Source organism: Azoarcus sp. KH32C, assembly GCF_000349945.1.
Classification (GTDB): Bacteria; Pseudomonadota; Gammaproteobacteria; order Burkholderiales; family Rhodocyclaceae; genus Aromatoleum.
In genome coordinates this window covers 4,970,468-4,988,992 of sequence record NC_020516.1, presented here as the reverse complement: position 1 = coordinate 4,988,992, position 18,525 = coordinate 4,970,468, and the positions used below count along the sequence as shown (strand labels likewise).

14 protein-coding genes are annotated in these 18,525 nt (G+C 65.0%); 3 read left to right on the top strand and 11 right to left on the bottom strand.

Annotation, left to right across the window (positions count from 1 at the left end):
* Positions 1 to 61 precede the first annotated feature (61 nt).
* Positions 62 to 1,699 (bottom strand): ABC-F family ATPase, encoded by a 1,638-nt coding sequence (locus AZKH_RS22465; RefSeq protein WP_015438104.1) that lies wholly within the window; start codon positions 1,697 to 1,699, stop codon positions 62 to 64.
* Positions 1,700 to 1,838: 139 nt separating this feature from the next.
* Between AZKH_RS22465 and AZKH_RS22460 the strand changes: the two genes are divergently transcribed.
* On the top strand, positions 1,839 to 2,399 hold the full coding sequence (locus tag AZKH_RS22460) for a DUF3592 domain-containing protein (RefSeq protein WP_015438103.1): 561 nt from the start codon (positions 1,839 to 1,841) through the stop codon (positions 2,397 to 2,399).
* A gap of 12 nt (positions 2,400 to 2,411) precedes the next feature.
* Here the strand turns inward: AZKH_RS22460 and yegQ are convergent, their stop codons facing one another.
* The 4 genes from yegQ to AZKH_RS22440 form a co-directional block, all read right to left on the bottom strand.
* A complete protein-coding gene (gene yegQ / locus AZKH_RS22455) occupies positions 2,412 to 3,785 on the bottom strand; it encodes a tRNA 5-hydroxyuridine modification protein YegQ (RefSeq protein ID WP_015438102.1) in 1,374 nt (457 codons plus the stop codon).
* A 180-nt stretch (positions 3,786 to 3,965) separates the two neighbouring features.
* Positions 3,966 to 4,517, bottom strand: a complete 552-nt coding sequence (locus tag AZKH_RS22450; protein ID WP_015438101.1) for a phasin family protein — start codon at positions 4,515 to 4,517, stop codon at positions 3,966 to 3,968.
* Between the two features lie 165 nt (positions 4,518 to 4,682).
* Entirely contained in the window at positions 4,683 to 5,357 is a 675-nt protein-coding gene (locus AZKH_RS22445; RefSeq protein WP_015438100.1) for an alpha/beta fold hydrolase, read from the bottom strand.
* A 20-nt stretch (positions 5,358 to 5,377) separates the two neighbouring features.
* Positions 5,378 to 6,559 (bottom strand): FIST N-terminal domain-containing protein, encoded by a 1,182-nt coding sequence (locus AZKH_RS22440; protein ID WP_015438099.1) that lies wholly within the window; start codon positions 6,557 to 6,559, stop codon positions 5,378 to 5,380.
* An 87-nt stretch (positions 6,560 to 6,646) separates the two neighbouring features.
* On the opposite strand from AZKH_RS22440, the gene AZKH_RS22435 reads away from it, so the two are divergent.
* Positions 6,647 to 7,024 (top strand): thiol-disulfide oxidoreductase DCC family protein, encoded by a 378-nt coding sequence (locus tag AZKH_RS22435; protein ID WP_015438098.1) that lies wholly within the window; start codon positions 6,647 to 6,649, stop codon positions 7,022 to 7,024.
* 106 nt (positions 7,025 to 7,130) lie between these two features.
* On the opposite strand, the gene AZKH_RS22430 is transcribed toward AZKH_RS22435, so the two are convergent.
* Positions 7,131 to 9,530 carry a calcium-binding protein gene (locus AZKH_RS22430; RefSeq protein WP_015438097.1) on the bottom strand — a complete coding sequence of 800 codons (2,400 nt, stop codon included), beginning with the start codon at positions 9,528 to 9,530 and terminating at the stop codon, positions 7,131 to 7,133.
* A gap of 637 nt (positions 9,531 to 10,167) precedes the next feature.
* Between AZKH_RS22430 and AZKH_RS22425 the strand changes: the two genes are divergently transcribed.
* On the top strand, positions 10,168 to 11,925 hold the full coding sequence (locus AZKH_RS22425) for a tetratricopeptide repeat protein (RefSeq protein WP_015438096.1): 1,758 nt from the start codon (positions 10,168 to 10,170) through the stop codon (positions 11,923 to 11,925).
* A 93-nt stretch (positions 11,926 to 12,018) separates the two neighbouring features.
* Here the strand turns inward: AZKH_RS22425 and AZKH_RS22420 are convergent, their stop codons facing one another.
* The 5 genes from AZKH_RS22420 to boxC form a co-directional block, all read right to left on the bottom strand.
* A complete protein-coding gene (locus tag AZKH_RS22420) occupies positions 12,019 to 12,600 on the bottom strand; it encodes a hemerythrin domain-containing protein (RefSeq protein ID WP_015438095.1) in 582 nt (193 codons plus the stop codon).
* A gap of 59 nt (positions 12,601 to 12,659) precedes the next feature.
* Positions 12,660 to 13,868: a 3-oxoadipyl-CoA thiolase gene (gene pcaF, locus AZKH_RS22415; RefSeq protein WP_015438094.1), complete on the bottom strand. Its 1,209-nt coding sequence runs from the start codon at positions 13,866 to 13,868 to the stop codon at positions 12,660 to 12,662.
* A gap of 66 nt (positions 13,869 to 13,934) precedes the next feature.
* Complete coding sequence (boxA, locus tag AZKH_RS22410) at positions 13,935 to 15,179, bottom strand: benzoyl-CoA 2,3-epoxidase subunit BoxA (protein WP_015438093.1); 1,245 nt, start codon at positions 15,177 to 15,179, stop codon at positions 13,935 to 13,937.
* A gap of 79 nt (positions 15,180 to 15,258) precedes the next feature.
* On the bottom strand, positions 15,259 to 16,680 hold the full coding sequence (boxB, locus tag AZKH_RS22405; protein WP_015438092.1) for a benzoyl-CoA 2,3-epoxidase subunit BoxB: 1,422 nt from the start codon (positions 16,678 to 16,680) through the stop codon (positions 15,259 to 15,261).
* Between the two features lie 146 nt (positions 16,681 to 16,826).
* The gene (gene boxC, locus AZKH_RS22400; RefSeq protein ID WP_015438091.1) at positions 16,827 to 18,494 is read right to left on the bottom strand and encodes a 2,3-epoxybenzoyl-CoA dihydrolase; all 1,668 of its coding nucleotides are present in this window, start codon (positions 18,492 to 18,494) and stop codon (positions 16,827 to 16,829) included.
* Between the last annotated feature and the right edge of the window lie 31 nt (positions 18,495 to 18,525).

Sequence of the window (18,525 nt, the reverse complement as noted above, 5' to 3'; positions counted from 1 at the left end):
CATATGATGAAAAGCGCATATGTCCCGGAGCGGCAGCGCGTGCTCCGGGAGGCGGGGAGGCTTATTCCAGGCCCTGGCTGGCGAGGTATTCCTCGTAGGTGCCGCGGTAGTCGATGATCCTGCCGTCGAGCTTGATCTCGATGATGCGGGTCGCGAGTGAGGACACGAACTCGCGGTCGTGCGAGATGAACACCAGCGTCCCGGTGAATTTCTCGAGCCCGGTGTTGAGCGACTCGATCGATTCCATGTCGAGGTGGTTGGTCGGCTCGTCCATCAGCAGCACGTTGGGGCGCGACAGCATCAGTTTGCCGAAGAGCATGCGGCCCTGCTCGCCGCCGGAGATGACGTTCACGGGCTTGCGCACCTCGTCGCCGGAGAAGAGGAGCCGCCCCAACGTGCCGCGGATCAGCGTCTCGAGGTCCTCGCCGGTGACCCCGGCGGTCACGCGCGCGTATTCCGCGATCCATTCGGTGAGCTTCTCGGTGCCGGCGAAGTCGGCCGAGTGGTCCTGCGCGTAGTAGCCGGGCTTGGCCTTCTCGGCCCACTTGATCGTGCCCTTCTGCGGCGACAGGCCGCCCAACTCGGTGCCGACCAGCAGCTTCATCAGCGTGGTCTTGCCGACGCCGTTCTCGCCGATGATCGCGACCTTCTCGCCGGCTTCGATCGCGATCGAGAACTTGTCGATCAGCGGCTTTGCCATGCCTTCGTAGCCGAAGGACAGGTTCTCGATTTCGCACGCGAGACGGTGCAGCTTGTCCTTGTCGTCGTAGTCGAAGCGGATCCACGGGTACTGGCGGGACGAGGGCTTGACGTCCTCGGGCTTCAACTTGTCGATGAGCTTGAGGCGGCTGGTGGCCTGCTTCGCCTTCGACTTGTTGGCCGAGAAGCGGCGCACGAATTCCTGCAGGTCCTGGATCTTTTCCTTCGCACGGGAGTTCGCGGCCTGCTGGCGCTGGCGCGCGAGGGTCGACGCTTCCATGTAGTCGTCGTAGTTGCCGGCATACACGGTGATCGTGCCGTAGTCCAGGTCGGCCATGTGGGTGCAGACCTGGTTCAGGAAGTGGCGGTCGTGCGAGATGATGACCATCGTGCTGTTGCGCTGGTTGAGCACGTCCTCGAGCCAGCGGATGGTGTTGATGTCGAGGTTGTTGGTCGGCTCATCCAGCAACAGGATGTCGGGGTTCGCGAAGAGGGCCTGGCACAGCAGCACGCGCAGCTTCCAGCCCGGCGCGACGTTCTTCATCGGGCCGTTGTGGAGCTCGGTGCCGATGCCCACGCCCAGCAGCAGCTCGCCCGCACGCGACTCGGCGGTGTAGCCGTCGTACTCGGCGAACTTGCCTTCGAGTTCGGCCGCGTGCATGTAGTCCTCTTCGGTCGCTTCCGGATTCGCGTAGATCGCGTCCTTCTCGGACATGCAGGTCCACATTTCCTCGTGGCCCATCATGACGACGTCGAGCACGCGCATGTCTTCGTAGCCGAACTGGTCCTGGCGCAGGTAGGCCATGCGCTCGTTCGGGTCCTTCGAGACGTTGCCGGCGGAGGATTCGAGCGCGCCGCACAGGATCTTCATGAAGGTCGACTTGCCCGCGCCGTTTGCGCCGATCAAGCCGTAGCGGTTGCCTTCGCCGAACTTGACGGAGACGTTCTCGAACAGGGGCTTGGCCCCGAATTGCATGGTGATGTTGGCTGCGACGAGCACGGCGAATCCTGTTTTACAGATAAAACAAAGCCTTGCATTGTACTCCAGAAGTGTGGTGCGTGTTCGTGCGCGGGCCGAATGGTAGGGAACGTGAAGCACGTCTTTGGTGCGGCGATTGAAGTGCAGGCAAACTGCGCCGATGGGTGATACCGAGACCTCCTCCGGCTACCGCAGGCATGCAATCGGGGTGATGCTGCGCGTCGCTTTTCCCTTGATAGGCGTGTTCCTGCTGACGCTGGGGACGGTGGGGAGCATTACCTACGGGGTATTGCCGCTTTTCGATGCGGTGCGTAGCCGGCATTGGCAGCCGGTGATGGCCACGCTCGAGGCCGTCACGGTGGAACCGCCGACCGCGATGTTGCGCCCGCCGCTCGAGCGCATCGGGGTCCGCTACCGCTACGTCTACGACAAGGCGGAATATGTCGGCGGCCGCCTCGATCCGCAGGACGGCCGGTATTCGCACCGGCGCGGCAAGGAGGTGGTCGAACGTCTGCGCAGCCAGACCGAGCTGGAAGTGTGGGTGAACCCGTCGAATCCTCGGGAATCGCTGGTGCACCGTGAAGTGCGGCCCGGGGTGGCGCTGTATGGGCTGCCTGCCTTCGCGATGGCGGTCGCGGGCGGCATCTCGCTGTTCGCCGGGATGCTGGCGTGGGACAGCGTGCCGCTGGGCACCCGCCGTCAGGACTCGAACCTGTCCTGAGGCGGCGCCGGATTACAGCATTCGCGCGATGAAGCAGGGCCGCTCGACGGAGGGGCTCAGGCCTTCCGGCAGCTTGACCCAGACGCGTTTGCCGGCGCCGGGGATGCGCGCGATCGGCTGGCGGTCGGCGTCTTCGAGAGCTTCCAGCGGGGCGATGACGTTGCCGGCCGGTTGGATGAATTCGAGCCGGTCGCCGACGCCGAAGCCGTTCTTGACCTCGACGTGGGCGAAGCCGGCGGCCGCATCGACTTCCAACAATTCGCCAACGAGCAGGCTCCTGCCCGATTCGGAGTGGCCGCGCAGGTAGTTCTGGTGCTCGGGCGTGTGGTGACGCTGGTAGAAGCCGTTGGTGTAGCCGCGGTTGGCGAGGCCTTCGAGTTCGCCGAGCAGGCGCATGTCGAAGGGGCGGCCCGCCATCGCGTCGTCGATCGCGCGGCGGTAGCCCTGGCTCACGCGGGCGACGTAGTAAGGGCTCTTCGTGCGGCCTTCGATCTTCAACGAGTCGACGCCGATCTTCACCAGCCGCTCGACGTGCTCGACGGCGCGCAGGTCCTTCGAATTGAGGATGTAGGTGCCGTGCTCGTCTTCCTCGATCGGCATCAATTCGCCGGGGCGGGTGCCTTCCTCGAGGAGGTAGACGCGTTGGCCGGCCTCGTGGCGTTCGCCGCCGCCGAGCGCCATCCCTTGGCCGCCCGGGCTGCCGCAGCGGTGCAGGTCGCCGGTGCCGTCCTCGTTTGCGTCGTGGACCTTGTAGTCCCAGCGGCAGGAGTTGGTGCAGGTGCCCTGGTTGGGGTCTCGGTGGTTGAAGTAGCCCGACAGCAGGCAGCGGCCGGAGTAGGCGACACACAGCGCGCCGTGCACGAAGACTTCGAGCTCCATCTCCGGGCAGGCCTGGCGGATGTCCTCGATCTCGTCGAGTGAGAGCTCGCGCGACAGGATGATGCGTTTGATGCCGATGGACTGCCAGAAGCGCACCGCGGCGTAGTTGGTCGTGTTGGCCTGCACCGAGAGGTGCACGTCGACCTCGGGCCAGGTCTCGCGCACCATCATGATCAGGCCGGGGTCGGCCATGATCAGCGCGTCGGGCTTGAGGGCCACGACGGGCGCCATGTCCTCGACGAAGGTGCGCACCTTGGCGTTGTGCGGATAGATGTTGCTGACGAGATAGAAGGCCTTGCCGGCGGCGTGCGCCTCGTTGATGCCGGCTTCGAGCGCATCGAGCTTGCCGAAGCTGTTGTTGCGCACGCGTAGCGAGTAGCGCGGCTGGCCGGCGTAGACGGCGTCCGCCCCGTAGGCGAAGGCGGTGCGCATCATCTGCAGCGAGCCGGCGGGGGCGAGGAGTTCGGGCGTGGAGCGAGGGGAGGCGGGGTGTCGGGGGGAGGTCATCGTTGTTGTCGCGGGCGGTGGTTTGCCGGGGCGGCAAGCGTGACGCAAATCAGGCTGGCGCGCTAGGGGCCGTCGCCCGGGGTGGGCATCCGCAGGTGCAAAAGGTTTCGGCGCCCGGAGGCGCCGAAACGGGAGCTGCATCGGGCGGGGTCGGGCCCCGCGCCGACTTTGCAAGCAGAATCAGGCAGTCTTCTTCGCGGTGGTCGGCGTGACGGCCTTCGCAGCGGCCTTGGCGGTCGCGGCGACGTTCGCTTCGGTGATCGCGACGACCTTGCGGGTCGCCTTGTTCAGGTTGTCGTAGGCCGAATTGGCGGCGGCGATCGCCGACTGCACGGCGGCGACGGCGACTTCGGAGCCGACCGGAGCCGACTTCGCAGCCTTCTCGAGCGCTTCGGCGACGGCCTTGTTGAGTTCGCCGTACTGGGCTTCGAAGGGCTTGATCGCTTCTTCGACACCTTGCGCGACGATTTCATAGCTGCTGCGGAAGTAGCTCATGGCCTTTTCGGCGGCCGGTTGCACCAGCGCGCTCTGCACGGCAACCAGGTCGTTCGGGGTCTTGACGGCGATCAGCGCGCGCACGGCGGCGATGCCGTCTTCGAACAGCGAGCGGGCGGTGTTGAGGTTGAGGGCGGCCAGACGTTCGGCAGCCTCGAAGCTGCTGAGGGCGGCAGTTTCCGAAGTGGCAAGGGCGCTCTTGATGGAAGCGGCGAGGGTGTCGGGCGTAATGGTCATGGCGTTCTCTCCTGGGCTGAATCTTTGATCGTCAGCAATTCCGTCGAGGGCGACGGTTTATTGCTGCACTGCACAATTCCATTGTAGACGCGATGCAATTCCAGTCAAGAATTTTTTTGTGCAGCGCACAAAATATCCGGAATGAGGCCAGGCGTCGTTGCCTTTTCAAATGCGCTCATGCGGCCGGAGATCCTGTGCGGTCGCGGTTTCTCGGGCGAATGCACCCGTGCGCAGGAAGCTGACGATCTGGTCGGCACAGGCGCGGGAAAAGAGCATGCCGGAGTGATTGGCGTGTACCGTGATCGCATCGCAGGCGTCCGGGCAGCGGGTTTCGGCGACGGTGACGATGCCGTCGTTGGGCGCTTCGAGCCGGACCAGGGTGCCGACGAGGCCGAGCGCATGCGTGCCGGCGATCACGCCGATATCGACGCCGGGCGGGCAGGGCACGGGCGGGGCGGCGAGCCAGTCCTGGACCGAGGGGCCGACGAGGAGCGAGAGGCCGGGCACGCGCAGCAGGTCGGTCGCGCCGCGCGAACCGCTGTAGGGCGAGCCCATCAGCACGATGCGCCGCACGCGTGGGTCGGGGCGCAGGTGCAATGCGCAGAGCAGGATCAGGCCGCCGAGGCTGTGGCCGACGAGATGCACGGTTTCGGCGTCGATCGCGGCCAGGTGCTCGGCGAAGGCCTGCGCGTTGGTCGCGAGCTTGCGCGTGACCGAGGGGTAGGACCAGGTGTGCGCGTCGAAGCCGGCCGCGGCGAGCCGGCGCCGCAGCGGCGTCAGGATGAGGCCGTGCATCCACAATCCATGGACGAGGATGACGGATTCGGGGCGTGCGTTCATGCGGGCACAGCGTACTCCGATCACTCGGGCATCGCGAAGGCGGTCAGTACGCCGGTGTAGCCGTAGAGACGGTCGCGCGCGATCTCGCCGCCGGCGAAGAAACCGGCGAGCGGCACGTCGCCGAGCACGTCGCGCACGGTCTGCAGTTCGGCGTGCGGGCCGCCGAAGTGCGGACCGCCGCGGCCGGAGCAGCTGACGTAGAGCGCGCCGGCGATGGCCTTTCCGCTGCCGGCGAGCTCGGTGCGGATTTCGAGCGCGATGCGCACGAGATCGGCGCGCGCGGCCCGGGCGTCGCGCGTGCAGAACGCGAGATGCATGCCTTCGGCCACTTCGTCGCCGATGGCGAGCACCTGGTTTTGCGGATCGACGCCGATAAGGTGGCGCACGAGAGTGTCGGGGCCGAACTGACCGGGGTGCGCTGTGACATCGCTGGGGCCGGTGCTGAGGCCGACTAGCGTGCCGGACAGCGCTTCGAGCATCTCTTCGGTCGGCAGTTCGGTGTCGAGACCGAGATCGTCGAGCAGGCAGGCGAGCGCCGGGCGGCCGTCGAGCCGCAGCACGTAGTTGTCTTCGCTGCCGGTGATCGTCCGGAGCGCGCCGATCGGCTGGCAGCCTTGCGTGACGCGCGAGATCAGGTCGACCTCCGGCCCGAAGGCGACGCCGGACAGGCCGCCGGTGAGCACGTGGTCGGCGATGTGCAGCGTACGGTCCCGGGCCGACGACAGGCCACCGAAGAGGTAGCCGGTGGTGGTGCGCGCGGCAAGTTCCTGCAGCAGCTCCTGCACGTCGGGCGTGCTGCCTTCGGCGTGGACGAGCGCCGTGTGGGCCGGAAAGTCCGTCGGGTGCATGGGCAGCGGCTGCAGGCCGGAAAAGAGGCGGAAGGCGGTGCGCGGCAGCGGGGCCAACATCAGCACCAACGCGGGCTCGTCGAAGTATTCGACGCCGGTCGCCGAGACGCCCAGCGCGCTCGTGCCGACCCAGGACACATTGGGGAATTCGGCTTGCAGGGCGGAGAGAATGGCTTCGGCCTCGTCCGCGTAGTAGTCGCAGAGATAGCACCAGCCGAGCGTGAAGGGCCGTGCATCGGGGTGGCGTGAGTGGCGTTCGGCGATCTGCGACTGCAACTCGCCGCGTGCGCGGGCGAGCGCGAACTGCCAGTCGGAATTGGCCGCGTGGGCAAGCACGAAGGAGGCTGGGGACATGTCCAATACTCCATCAGGGGCACCGCCTGTTGGACAGGCGCGCGGGCGGTGCGTTTTGGGGCTGCGGCAAAAAAGTGTGAGGATGCGATGGGGGAGTGCAAACCGGATGCCCGGATCACCGTCTTTTACGACGGCGCCTGTCCGCGCTGCGTGCGCGACCGCGCACAGTATGAGCGGCTCGCGGGGAAGGGGGCGGCTTCGACCGAGTGGGTGGACATCACGGGCCGGGACGCGGAGCTATGCGCGCTGGGGATCGATCCCGGCGCCGCGCTGCGCGAGCTGCATGTTCGCGACGTCGACGGGGCGATACGGCGCGAGCTCGACGCTTATATCCTGCTGATGCGGCGCGTGCCGCTGTTGCGCCCACTTGCGTGGCTGATCGGCCTGCCCGGGGTGCGGCCGCTGGTGTCGCGCTGGTACCAGGCGGGGGTGTTGCGGCGGTTGCGCGAGGAGGAACGAATCTAAGATCGAATAAAGAAAGACGCGCCGGAGAAACCTCCCGGCGCGTCTGCGTTAGCGATTGCCGGATGCCAGCGGGGCAGTATTTCCCCCACCGGCTCCGAACGATCGTTTAGCTGATCAGGAAGTCCGACGCCGACAACGACGAGCTCCCCGACAGCGTGGCGAACTGCACTGCCTGGCCCGCGCCGTTGCCGTCCTGGTCGTAGTACAGCGCTCCGGTCGTGCTGTTGTAGATCAGATAATCGTTGGCGTCGGCGGCGGCAGTGACGCCGGCACCGCTGATGAACCAATCAGCATTCAGCGTACCCGTGGCGGTGAGCGACGTGAAGATCGCATTCTCGAGTTGGATATGGTCTGCTCCGCTCGCGAAGTCGGTAATGGTGTCGAGGTTCGTGCTGGCATTGAGCGTCGTATCGAACCGGAAGATGTCGTTACCGGCGCCACCGGTCAGCACGTTGTTGCCGCTATTGCCGACGAGCGTGTTCGCTGCTGCGTTGCCGATGCCGTTTACGTTGTCCGTTCCAACCAGGGTCAGGTTCTCGACGTTCGCGGCCAGCGTATGGCTGACGGTACTGATCACGGTGTCGGTGCCTTGGTTGGCGCTCTCCATAACCGCGTCGCCCGCGTTGTCGACGTAGTAGGTGTCGTTGCCCGATCCGCCGGACATCGTATCGGCGCCGGCTCCGCCATTGAGCGTGTCGTTGGTGAAATAGCCATTCGCCGTCAGCACGTTGTTCAGATCATTGCCTGTTCCGGAGTAACTTCCAAAGTTATTTCCGGTGATCGTCAGATTCTCGACGTTCGCGTCCAGGGTGTAATTCACGGTGCTGAGGACCGTGTCGGTTCCACCGCCCACCGCTTCAACAATAGCGTTGCCGGTATTGTTGATGATGTAGGTGTTGTCCAGTGCGTTGCCCGTCCCGACCAAGCCCGTTCCGACCAGCGTCAGCTTCTCGACGTTGGCATCGAGCGTGTAATTGACGCTGCTGACAACCATGTCGGTTCCACCGCCCGCCGCTTCAACAATCGAGTTGCCGGTGTTGTTGATGGTGTAGGTGTTGTCGAGCGCGTTGCCCGTCCCGACCAAGCCCGTTCCGACCAGGGTCAGGTTCTCGACGTTCGCGGCCAGCGTATGGCTGACGGTACTGATCACGGTGTCGGTGCCTTGGTTGGCGCTCTCCATAACCGCGTCGCCCGCGTTGTCGACGTAGTAGGTGTCGTTGCCCGATCCGCCGGACATCGTATCGGCGCCGGCTCCGCCATTGAGCGTGTCGTTGGTGAAATAGCCATTCGCCGTCAGCACGTTGTTCAGATCATTGCCTGTTCCGGAGTAACTTCCAAAGTTATTTCCGGTGATCGTCAGATTCTCGACGTTCGCGTCCAGGGTGTAATTCACGGTGCTGAGGACCGTGTCGGTTCCACCGCCCACCGCTTCAACAATAGCGTTGCCGGTATTGTTGATGATGTAGGTGTTGTCCAGTGCGTTGCCCGTCCCGACCAAGCCCGTTCCGACCAGCGTCAGCTTCTCGACGTTGGCATCGAGCGTGTAATTGACGCTGCTGACAACCATGTCGGTTCCACCGCCCGCCGCTTCAACAATCGAGTTGCCGGTGTTGTTGATGGTGTAGGTGTTGTCGAGCGCGTTGCCCGTCCCGACCAAGCCCGTTCCGACCAGCGTCAGATTCTCGACGTTTGCGGCCAGCGTATGGCTGACGGTACTGATCACGGTGTCAGTGCCTTGGCCGGCGCCCTCCGAAACCGCGTCGCCCGCGTTGTCCACGTAGTAGGTGTCGTCGCCCGATCCGCCAGCCATCGTATCGGAGCCGGCTCCGCCATTGAGCGTGTCGTTGGTGTAATAACCGTTCGCCGTCAGCACATTGTTGAGAGCATTGCCGGTTCCGGAGTAACTGCCAAAGCTACTTCCAGTGATCGTCAGATTCTCGACGTTCGCCCCCAGCGTGTAACTTCCGCTGCTGATGATCGTGTCCGTGCCTTCGCCGGCGTTTTCAACCACGATGTCGCCAACGTTGTCCACGTAGTAAGTGTCGTCGCCATCGCCGCCAACCATCTTGTCGGCGCCTGCCTGGCCGTCCAGCGTGTTGTTGTCGTCGTTGCCGTACAACTCGTTGGCGAGCGCGTTGCCCGTGCCGGACAGGTTGCCGGTGCCCATCAGGACGAGGTTTTCAAGGTTGCTGCCGAGCGTATAGCTGATACTGCTTTGAACGGTATCCGTGCCTTCGTTCGCGAGTTCGGTGACGATATCGGCGACGTTGTCGACAACGTAGATGTCGTTTCCGGCACCGCCTGCCATGGTGTCGGCACCCATGCCACCGTCGAGATAGTCGTTGCCGATGCCGCCGTTGAGCGAGTCGCTACCGGCTTCGCCAAACAACAGGTCGTTGCCGTCGCCTCCATTGAGTATGTCGTTGCCCTGGCGGCCATAGAGCTGGTCGTCGGTGCTGCCACCGTTGAGGGTGTCGTTCTTCTTGGAGCCGGTCAGAATTGCCATGGATTAATTTTCCTTGTAATTACAAACAATTAGACGAGATGTTAGTCCGATGAAATGGCGTTGAAGCTATGCGCTCTTGTTGAAACGGGTTCCACTTATCAACCTTCTTGTAGGCATTGCCGTTGCGCGAGATATCGCTTGAGAGAAATGAAATTACGACATTTGCGTGGCCTTTCACTTGCTTCAGGTGATACGTCAGAGGAGCAACTAAGGCGGTTCGCGACAGGCAGACGACGTCAAGTGCGAGGGGGCCTTCGACGTGAACGTGTTCTGCTCCTTGGGTTGTCTGCTATCTCGCTTGTTGATGCACTGTTTGAGGTGCGACAAAACGATGGATGTTGCTTATATGCTAAAAGAATTAAAAAGAAATTTCCATTAGGCATACGCCAAACTGGATGAAAATGTCGTTTGGGTTGGGCGCGAGATTGGACGTGGTGCTCTACAAACGTATCGACGGGAAAGCGGGATCTGACGGAAACTCCGTCCGAAGATGGCGCAGGCGACATGCCACACTTCGTCATAACGATCGTCGTGGCTTTGGGGACGGATTACGATTCATAGCGGAAATGGCGTTCGCCTCTTTTCTATTGAGTGCGGGCGACAGGAAATATGCGTTCGGGCTGATAAAATCCGACGCATGTCGAAAAAAATCGAGAAACTCCTCCAGCAGGCGCAAGCCGCCTTCAACGCCGGCAATCGCGAGCAGGCGCAACGCAGCTACGAGCGGATTCTGGAGAAGGATCCCCGCCATCTCGACGCGCGCTACTTTCTGGGCACGATGCTCGCGGAACAGGCGCGCTACGCGCAGGCGCAGCAGCACTTGGAGATGGCTGCCCGCATCGCGCCCGATTCGCCCTACATCCACAACAATCTCGGCAACGTGTACCTGTTGTCCGGACAGGACGCGGCGGCCGAACAGGCCTTCCGCAAGGCGCTGCGCATCGCCCCCCAGATGTCCGAGGCACAGACGAACCTGGGCAACCTGTTGGTGAAGCGGGGCGCGCTTGAGGAGGCAATCGAACTCGCCGGGCGCGCGGTTGCGACGCGTCCGAACGAGGTCGCGACCCAGGTCATGCTCGCCAACGCGCTGAAGGACCAGGGCCGCATCAGGGAGGCGATCCCGCATTACCGCCGTGCGGTGCAGTTGTCGCCTGGGAATGCGACCGCGCAGTCGAACCTGCTGATGGCGCTCAATTATTTGCCGGAGATTTCAACCGCGGACATCCGGCGTGCCCATGAGGAATGGGGGGCTCGGTTTCCGGCTGCGGGGGCACGACCGGCGGTGGTCCGGTCGGGGCGGCTACGCGTCGGCTATCTGTCGCCGGACCTTGGCCGGCATCCGGTGGGCTGCCTGATCGAGCCGGTGCTGGCGGCGCACGATCACGAGCGCTTTGAAATCTTCGTCTATTCAGACACCGCTTGTCCGGACAGCATGACGGAGCGGCTACGCGGTCACGCGAATACGTGGCGCGAAATCGGTGGCTTCGGCAACGACCACGCGGCCTCGGTGATCGCGAGCGATGGGTTGGACGTGCTGGTCGAGTTGGCCGGCCATGGCGCGGGGAACCGGTTGGCGATGCTGGGCCGGCGTCTGGCACCGGTGCAGGTGAGTTATCTCGGTTATCCGGCGACGACGGGGCTTGCGAGCATGGACTACGTCATCACCGACAGTGCGCTCGATCCGTCGGAGGCGGACGATGCGTGTTACACGGAAAAGCTCTGGCGGCTCGATCGGCCGTGTTTTGGGTTTCGGCCGGATGCGGAGTTTCCGGTGGTCGCGGCGCTTCCGGCCGCGGAAAGCGGCGCACTGACCTTCGGGTCGTTCAATGCGCTCGGCAAGGTCAATGACGCGGTGATCGATCTTTGGGCAGAAGTGTTGCGGGCGCTACCTGCATCGCGGCTATTGATGCAGGCACGGGCGCTGTCGGATCCGGGTTCGCGGTCGTGCGTCGCGGCGCGCTTCGGAGAACGAGGCATCGCGTCGGAGCGCGTCGAGATGCATGGTTTCATGCCGCTCGCGGAGCATCTGGCGCTCTTCCATCGCACGGATGTGTGTCTCGACACCTTTCCGTGGAATGGTCACATGACGACGCTGGACAGTCTGTGGATGGGCGTGCCGGTGTTGACGCTCAAGGGAGACCGGCGGGCGGCGCGGATGGGGACGGCGATCATGTCGGCGATCGGGCTGGAGGGATTCGTTGCGGAATCGCGCGAGGATTTCGTCGCGAAGGCGGTGGGCCTGGCAGGCGATCTGAGCGGCTTGCGAGAGCTGCGCGCATCACTCCACGAAAGGCTGGAGCGTTCCGCGCTCGCGGACGGGGCGGGTCTGGCGCGCGCGCTGGAAGGCGCCTTCAGGGCGATGCACGAGGCCACGCTGCGTCGGCAGGACGCGTAGCGCGGAGTTCGGTTCGTTCGCACCGCCTGGGCTGCCGGCGGGCGAATGGAGGGCGGGAGTCCGTCCCGCCTCGCGGACGGCGAACGGCGGATGTCAGTCTGCCTTGCCGAAGCCGATCGGAGCGGGCGCGAGAGCGAGGATGCGGCGGTATAGCGTCTCGGCTTCGTCCTTCGGTTTGATGCCGAAGAGCGGGTTGTCATTTTCACGAAAGGCGGCGGCGATCCCGGCCCACTCCTCGGGTGACAGCACGCGCTCGGCGATCGGCATGAACACTTCCTCTTCAGTGCGCAGGTGCTGCCATTCGAGCTCGGCGTAGCGCTCGGCAGCGTCGAAGAAGGCTTCGCCGGCGGCGGGGTCGCCGTCCTGGAAGGCGATCAGCTGCCGCTTGAGGTCCTCGACCATCGGGTAGCCCATCTCGTGCTCGCGCTCGAGCCGGCCGATCAGGCCGTCGGCGTCGTGGGTGCGCTTCTTCACGGCGGCGAAGAGGTATTTGTCCTCCTTGGGGTGGTGCCAGCGATCGGGGTAGGAGACGATGTAGTCGAGGATCGCGCGCAGCAGCGGGAAATTGGGGGCGGCGCCCTTGCGCATGTCCTTGACGAGGTAGCGCAGCGAGTACAGCACGGCGCTGATCGCGAGGTGTTCGTCGCGGATGATCTGGATGGCTTCGGGTTTCACGTCCTCTCTCCCGTGCTGGGGTATGGCACTCGTTGTCGTAGCGAGATGAAGCTCGCCTATTAGATTCGTTCTATCGCAAGCGCGATGCCTTGGCCAACGCCGATGCACATTGTTGCGAGACCGTAGCGCCCACCGGTCGCTTCGAGCTGGTTGAGCGCCGTCGTGACGAGGCGCGCGCCCGAGGCGCCGAGCGGGTGGCCGATCGCGATTGCGCCGCCGTTCGGATTCACGTGCGCCCCGTCGTCGGGGAGCCCGAGCTGGCGGAGCACTGCGAGGCCCTGCGCGGCGAAGGCTTCGTTGAGTTCGATGGTATCGAATTGGCCGATCGTCATGTTCAGCCGCGCGAGGAGTTTTTGCGTCGCGGGCGCGGGGCCGATGCCCATGATGCGCGGCGGCACGCCGGCGGTGGCCGAGCCGAGGATGCGGGCGCGCGGGGTGAGGCCAAAGCGGCGTACGGCGTCTTCGGAGGCGAGGAGCAGCGCGCAAGCGCCGTCGTTGACGCCGGAGGCGTTGCCGGCGGTGACCGAGCCGTCGGGGCGCACGACGCCTTTCAGCTTCGCGAGGGCTTCGATGGTCGTGTCGGGGCGGGGGTGTTCGTCGGCAGCGAAGCGGAGCGGATCGCCTTTCTTTTGCGGGATGTCGACCGGCACGATCTCGCGCGCGAAGAAGCCGCGCTCGTTTGCGGCGGCCCAGCGTTGCTGGCTGCGAAGTGCGAAGGCGTCCTGGTCGGCGCGGCTGACGTTGAAGTCCTGCGCGACGTTCTCGGCGGTCTCGGGCATCGAGTCGATGCCGTATTGGGCACGCATGACGGGATTCACGAAGCGCCAGCCGATCGTCGTGTCCTCGATCTTGGCGCTGCGCGAGAAGGCGGTGTCGGCCTTGCCCATGACGAAGGGCGCGCGGCTCATGCTCTCGACGCCGCCGGCGATCATCAGCTCGGTTTCGCCGGAGGCGATCGCGCGTGCGGCGATGCCGACCGCGTCGAGGCTGGAGCCGCACAGGCGGTTCACCGTGCTGCCGGGGACTTCGACCGGAAGCCCTGCGAGGAGCGCCGCCATGCGTGCGACGTTGCGGTTGTCTTCGCCGGCCTGGTTGGCGCAGCCGTAGATCACGTCGTCGACGGCCGCCCAGTCGACGGAGGCGTTGCGCGCCATCAGCGCCTTGATTGGCAGCGCGGCGAGGTCGTCGGCGCGCACGGATGACAGCGTGCCGCCGTAGCGGCCGAAGGGGGTGCGGATGGCGTCGCAGAGGTAGACGGGGCGGGTCATGCGCGGAAGCCTTTACGGTGGGGGTTGTGGGAATCCGTGTTGAGTCGGTGCCGGTATTGCGTGGGTTCAATAGGTCTCGACGTGGAAGCGCGCCTTTGCGAGGAGCTGCGGGCGCAGTGCGTCCCAGTCGGCGCCGTTCGCGCGGCAGATGTCGCGGAAGGCTTCGAGGACGCCGGCTTCCATGCCCTTCAGGCCGCAGATGTAGATGTAGCAGTTGTCGTCCTGCAGCATCTGGAACACCTTGTCGGCGCGCTCGCGGATTGCATCCTGCACGTAGCGCTTGGGCTCGCCGGGCACGCGCGAGAAGGCGAAGTTGATATCGATGAAGTCCTTCGGCAGCTTCTGCAGCGGGCCGAAGTAAGGCAGTTCCTCGGGGGCGCGGGCGCCGAAGAAGAGCACGAGCTCGCCGCCTTCCTTGCGGTCCATGCGGCGGCGGCGGCGTTCGGTCATCGCGCGCATCGGGGCGGAGCCGGTGCCGGTGCAGATCATCATGATCGACGAGCCGGGGTGGTTGGGCATCAGGTAGGTCGAGCCGTAGGGGCCGGTGACCTGGACCTTGTCGCCCTTCTTGAGGTCGCACACGTAGTTCGACGCGACGCCGCGGGCGGGCTTGCCTTCATGGTCTTCGACGACGCGCTTCACCGTCAGCGCGAGGTTGTTGTAATGTGGGCGCTCGCCTTCGCGCGGGCTCGCGACCGAGTACATGCGCAGCAGGTGCGGTTTGCCTTTGTCGTCGGTGCCAGGCGGGATGATGCCGATCGACTGGCCTTCGAGGATCGGGAAGGGCGTCGTGCCGAAATCCAGCACGATGTGGTGGATGTCGCTGGAGGCGTCCTCGGCGGTGAGGCGGTAGTTGCCGGTGACGGTCGCGGTGATCGGCGCCGCCGGCGAATAGATATTCACGTAAGGGTGCGACGCGGACCACGGGGCGAGGGCCGGGCCGCCCTGGCCGGCGGTGGCGACTTCGGTGATCTGCTGCACTTCGGCCGGGAGTTCCGCCGCCCCCATCACCGTCGCTTCGAGCTGGTCGAGTTCGGTGGTGTCGGGCAGGTAGTCCCAGGAATACTGGTCGGCGAGGCTGTGCGGCGCGGCCTTGTCGACGTTGCGCCATGAGTCGATCGCGCCCGTCGGACAGGGCGAGATGCAGGCGAGGCAGCCGTTGCAGGTGTCGAACTTGACGACGTAATTGCGGCTGTCGTGCGTGATCGCATCGACCGGGCAGATCTCTTCGCAGGTGTTGCAGCGGATGCAGATCTCGGGGTCGATGAGGTGTTGCCTGGCGAGGTTGGCGTGCTCTGCGGGCGCGTTCATGGTTGTCTCTCTCCACGGGGCGGGAGGCGGGCGAGGCCCGCTCCCGTTCTATTCCTGTTTAGGCAGAGGGGTTGCCCTCTTAGTTGAAGCGGACGTAATCGAAGTTAACCGGCTGGTTGTTGATGCCGCGGCCCGGCGCGGCGATCCAGTTGGCGAACTTGCCCGGCTCGATGCACTGGCCCATCAGCGAATGCACGTACAGGCGGTCGCTTTCGGTCGGCAGCCAGTTGTTGTGCTGGTGCGTCCATTCGGCTTCGGACAGCAGGCGGCCGTCGGGGCTGACGTGCAGGTCGGCGAACATGCCGATGCGGCGGTGGAAGCCCTTGTGCGGCAGCGTGAAGCGGAAGTCGAAGCCGAACTTGGCCGGGATGCGGTTCCAGCGGTCGACGCCGGCCTGCACGTCGGCGATCCAGTCGTCGCGCAGGCGCTCGTTCAGTGCCGACAGCGCGGGCACGCGGCGGGTCCGGATCTGGTCGCCCGAGACGTCCATGACTTCGTATTCGGCGCTCTGCAGCTTGTGGTCGTCGCCGATCTTCTCTTCCTCGAAGCGGCCTTTCAGCCCGTTCGTGTAGTAGGTCGCGGCGTTCGACGACACTTCGGCGCCATAGAGGTCGCTGGTGACGCTGTAGTGGAAGTTGAGGTACTTCTGCAGCGTCGGCAGGTCGATGACGCCGGCGGCGCGCAGCTTCGCGGGGTCGTCGGTCTTCAGTTCCTTCATCACTTCGCAGGTGCGCTGGATCACGCGGGCGACGCCGGATTCGCCGACGAAGAGATGGTGCGCTTCCTCGGTCAGCATGAACTTGCAGGTACGCGCCAGCGGGTCGAAGGCGGATTCGGCGAGCGAGGCGAGCTGGAACTTGCCGTCGCGGTCGGTGATGAAGGTGAACATGAAGAACGAGAGCCAGTCCGGGGTCTTCTCGTTGAAGGCGGTGAGGATGCGCGGGTTGTCCTCGTCGCCTGAACGGCGCTCGAGCAGGGCCTCGCCTTCTTCGCGGCCGTCGCGGCCGAAGTGGGCGTGCAGCAGGTAGACCATCGCCCACAGGTGGCGGCCTTCCTCGACGTTCACCTGGAAGAGGTTCCGCAGGTCATACAGCGACGGGGCGGTGAGGCCGAGGTGGCGCTGCTGCTCGACGGATGCGGGCTCGGTGTCGCCCTGGGTGACGATGATGCGACGCAGCGTCGAGCGGTATTCGCCCGGCACGTCCTGCCACACGTCCTGGCCCTTGTGCTCGCCGAAGCTGATCTTCTTCTCGCCCTCTTGCGGCGCGAGGAAGATGCCCCAGCGGTAGTCGCGCATCTTGACGTGACCGAAGTCGGCCCAGCCCTTGGGATCGACGCTGACGGCGGTGCGCAGGTAGACCTCGTAGTTGGTCGAGTTCTCCGGGCCCATGTCGTCCCACCAGTTCAGGAAGGACGGTTGCCATTGTTCGAGGGCGCGCTGCAACGTCTTGTTTTCGTTGAGGTTGACGTTGTTCGGGATGCGTTCGCTGTAGTTGATCATCTCGGTACTCCTCCAGATTTGGGTGTGGGCCGCGCCGTCGGGGGCTGCGTGCCTTGCTTTTGCTGCGATCTCCCCGCCGCGCCAGGGCGCCGGCTGCAACGGCAGCGGGACGGCCTGCCGCGCGGCGCGGGAGTGATTCGTTTGCCTTACACGCGGTTCCAGTCGAACTGCGCCTTCTTGCCGGAGCCAAAGAGCTTCAGCGCGCCGTTCTCGCCGACCGCGTTCGGGCGGTTGAAGATCCAGTTCTGCCACGCCGAGAGCCGGCCGAAGATGCGGGTGTTCATCGTTTCGACGGGGCCGAAGCGGAGATTCGCTTCGAGGCCGGTCAGCGCGTCGGGCGAGAGCGCGGCGCGTTCCTCGATCGCGATGCGGATTTCGTCGGGCCAGTCGAGGTCGTCGGGAATTGCGGTGACGAGGCCCAGTTCCATCGCCTCGGCGGGCGACAGCAGGCTGCCTTCCTTCGCCTTGATGGCGGCGATCGGGCCTTCTTCCTGGTAGAAGCGGGCGGCGATGCGCGAGAGGCCGTTCACCATCGGGAAGGTGCCGAAGTTCATCGCGGAGAGGCCGACGACGTTCTTCGCTTCGGCCGTGTCGAGCATGTAGCTGCGGTCGGCGGCGAGCGCGACTTCGAGCAGCGTGCCGGCGAAGCAGGAGCCCGGCTCGATCAGCGCGTAGAGGCTGCGCGAGCTGACGTCGATGCGGGCGAGGGTGCGGCGGAGCATGCCGATCGTCTCGCGGACGAACCAGTTGTCCTTATTGGCGGCGATCGTCGCGTCGATGTCGAGCACGACCTGGGCGTCGCCCGTCGTGCGGAGCTGCCACAGGCCGACGTCGAGGTGGTTGGTGCGCAAGTTCAGAATCGCGTCATCGAGCTCGCGCGCCATCTGCAGCGGCCACCACTTGATGCCCTGGGCTTCGATCTCGGCGGCGGTCTTCGCGGTGACGGCGGAGGGCGCGCGGACAGTCAGCGTGACGGTGCGGCCCGACGCGTCGATCGTCGCGTCGACGAATTCGTAGTGGTAGCCCGTCTCGTCGGTGGTGCGTTCGAGGCGGGTGAGTGCGACGCCCTTGGCGCCGGCCGGACGGTCGGAGGTCTTCGCGAGTTCCTTGGCGCGGGTCGCGATGTGCTCGGCGAATTGCTGCTGCTTGACGACGTCGTCGACCAGGCGCCAGTCCTTCGCGCGGCTGCCGCGCACGCCTTCGGAGATCGTGCAGAAGATGTCGGCGTGATCGCGGCGCACGCGGCGCTTGTCGGTGACGCGGGTGAGGCCCCCGGTGCCGGGCAGCACGCCCAGCAGCGGCACTTCGGGCAGCGACACGGCGGAGTTGCGGTCGTCGACCAGCACGATCTCGTCGCAGGCGAGCGCCAGCTCGTAGCCGCCACCGGCGGTCGTGCCGTTGCACGCGGCGAGGAACTTGAGGCCCGAATGCTGGCTGGAATCCTCGATGCCGTTGCGCGTCTCGTTCGTGAACTTGCAGAAGTTCACCTTCCACGCGTGGGTCGAGAGGCCCAGCATGTAGATGTTGGCGCCGGAGCAGAAGATCTTCGGCTTGCCCGAGGTGACGACGACGGTGCGTACTTCGGGATGCTCGAAGCGCACGCGCTGCAGCGCGTCGTGCAGTTCGATGTCGACGCCCAGGTCGTACGAGTTGAGCTTCAGCTTGTAGCCCGGGCGGATGCCGCCGTCCTCGTCGATGTTGAGCGTCAGCGTGGCGATCTCGCCGTCGGTCGCGAGCGACCAGTGACGGTACTTCGACGGTTCGGTGCGGTAATCGACCAGTTCTCCGACCGGCTTGTTGGCGACTGCTTCCATTGTCTGTCTCCTCTCTCTCTGTTGGATTTGC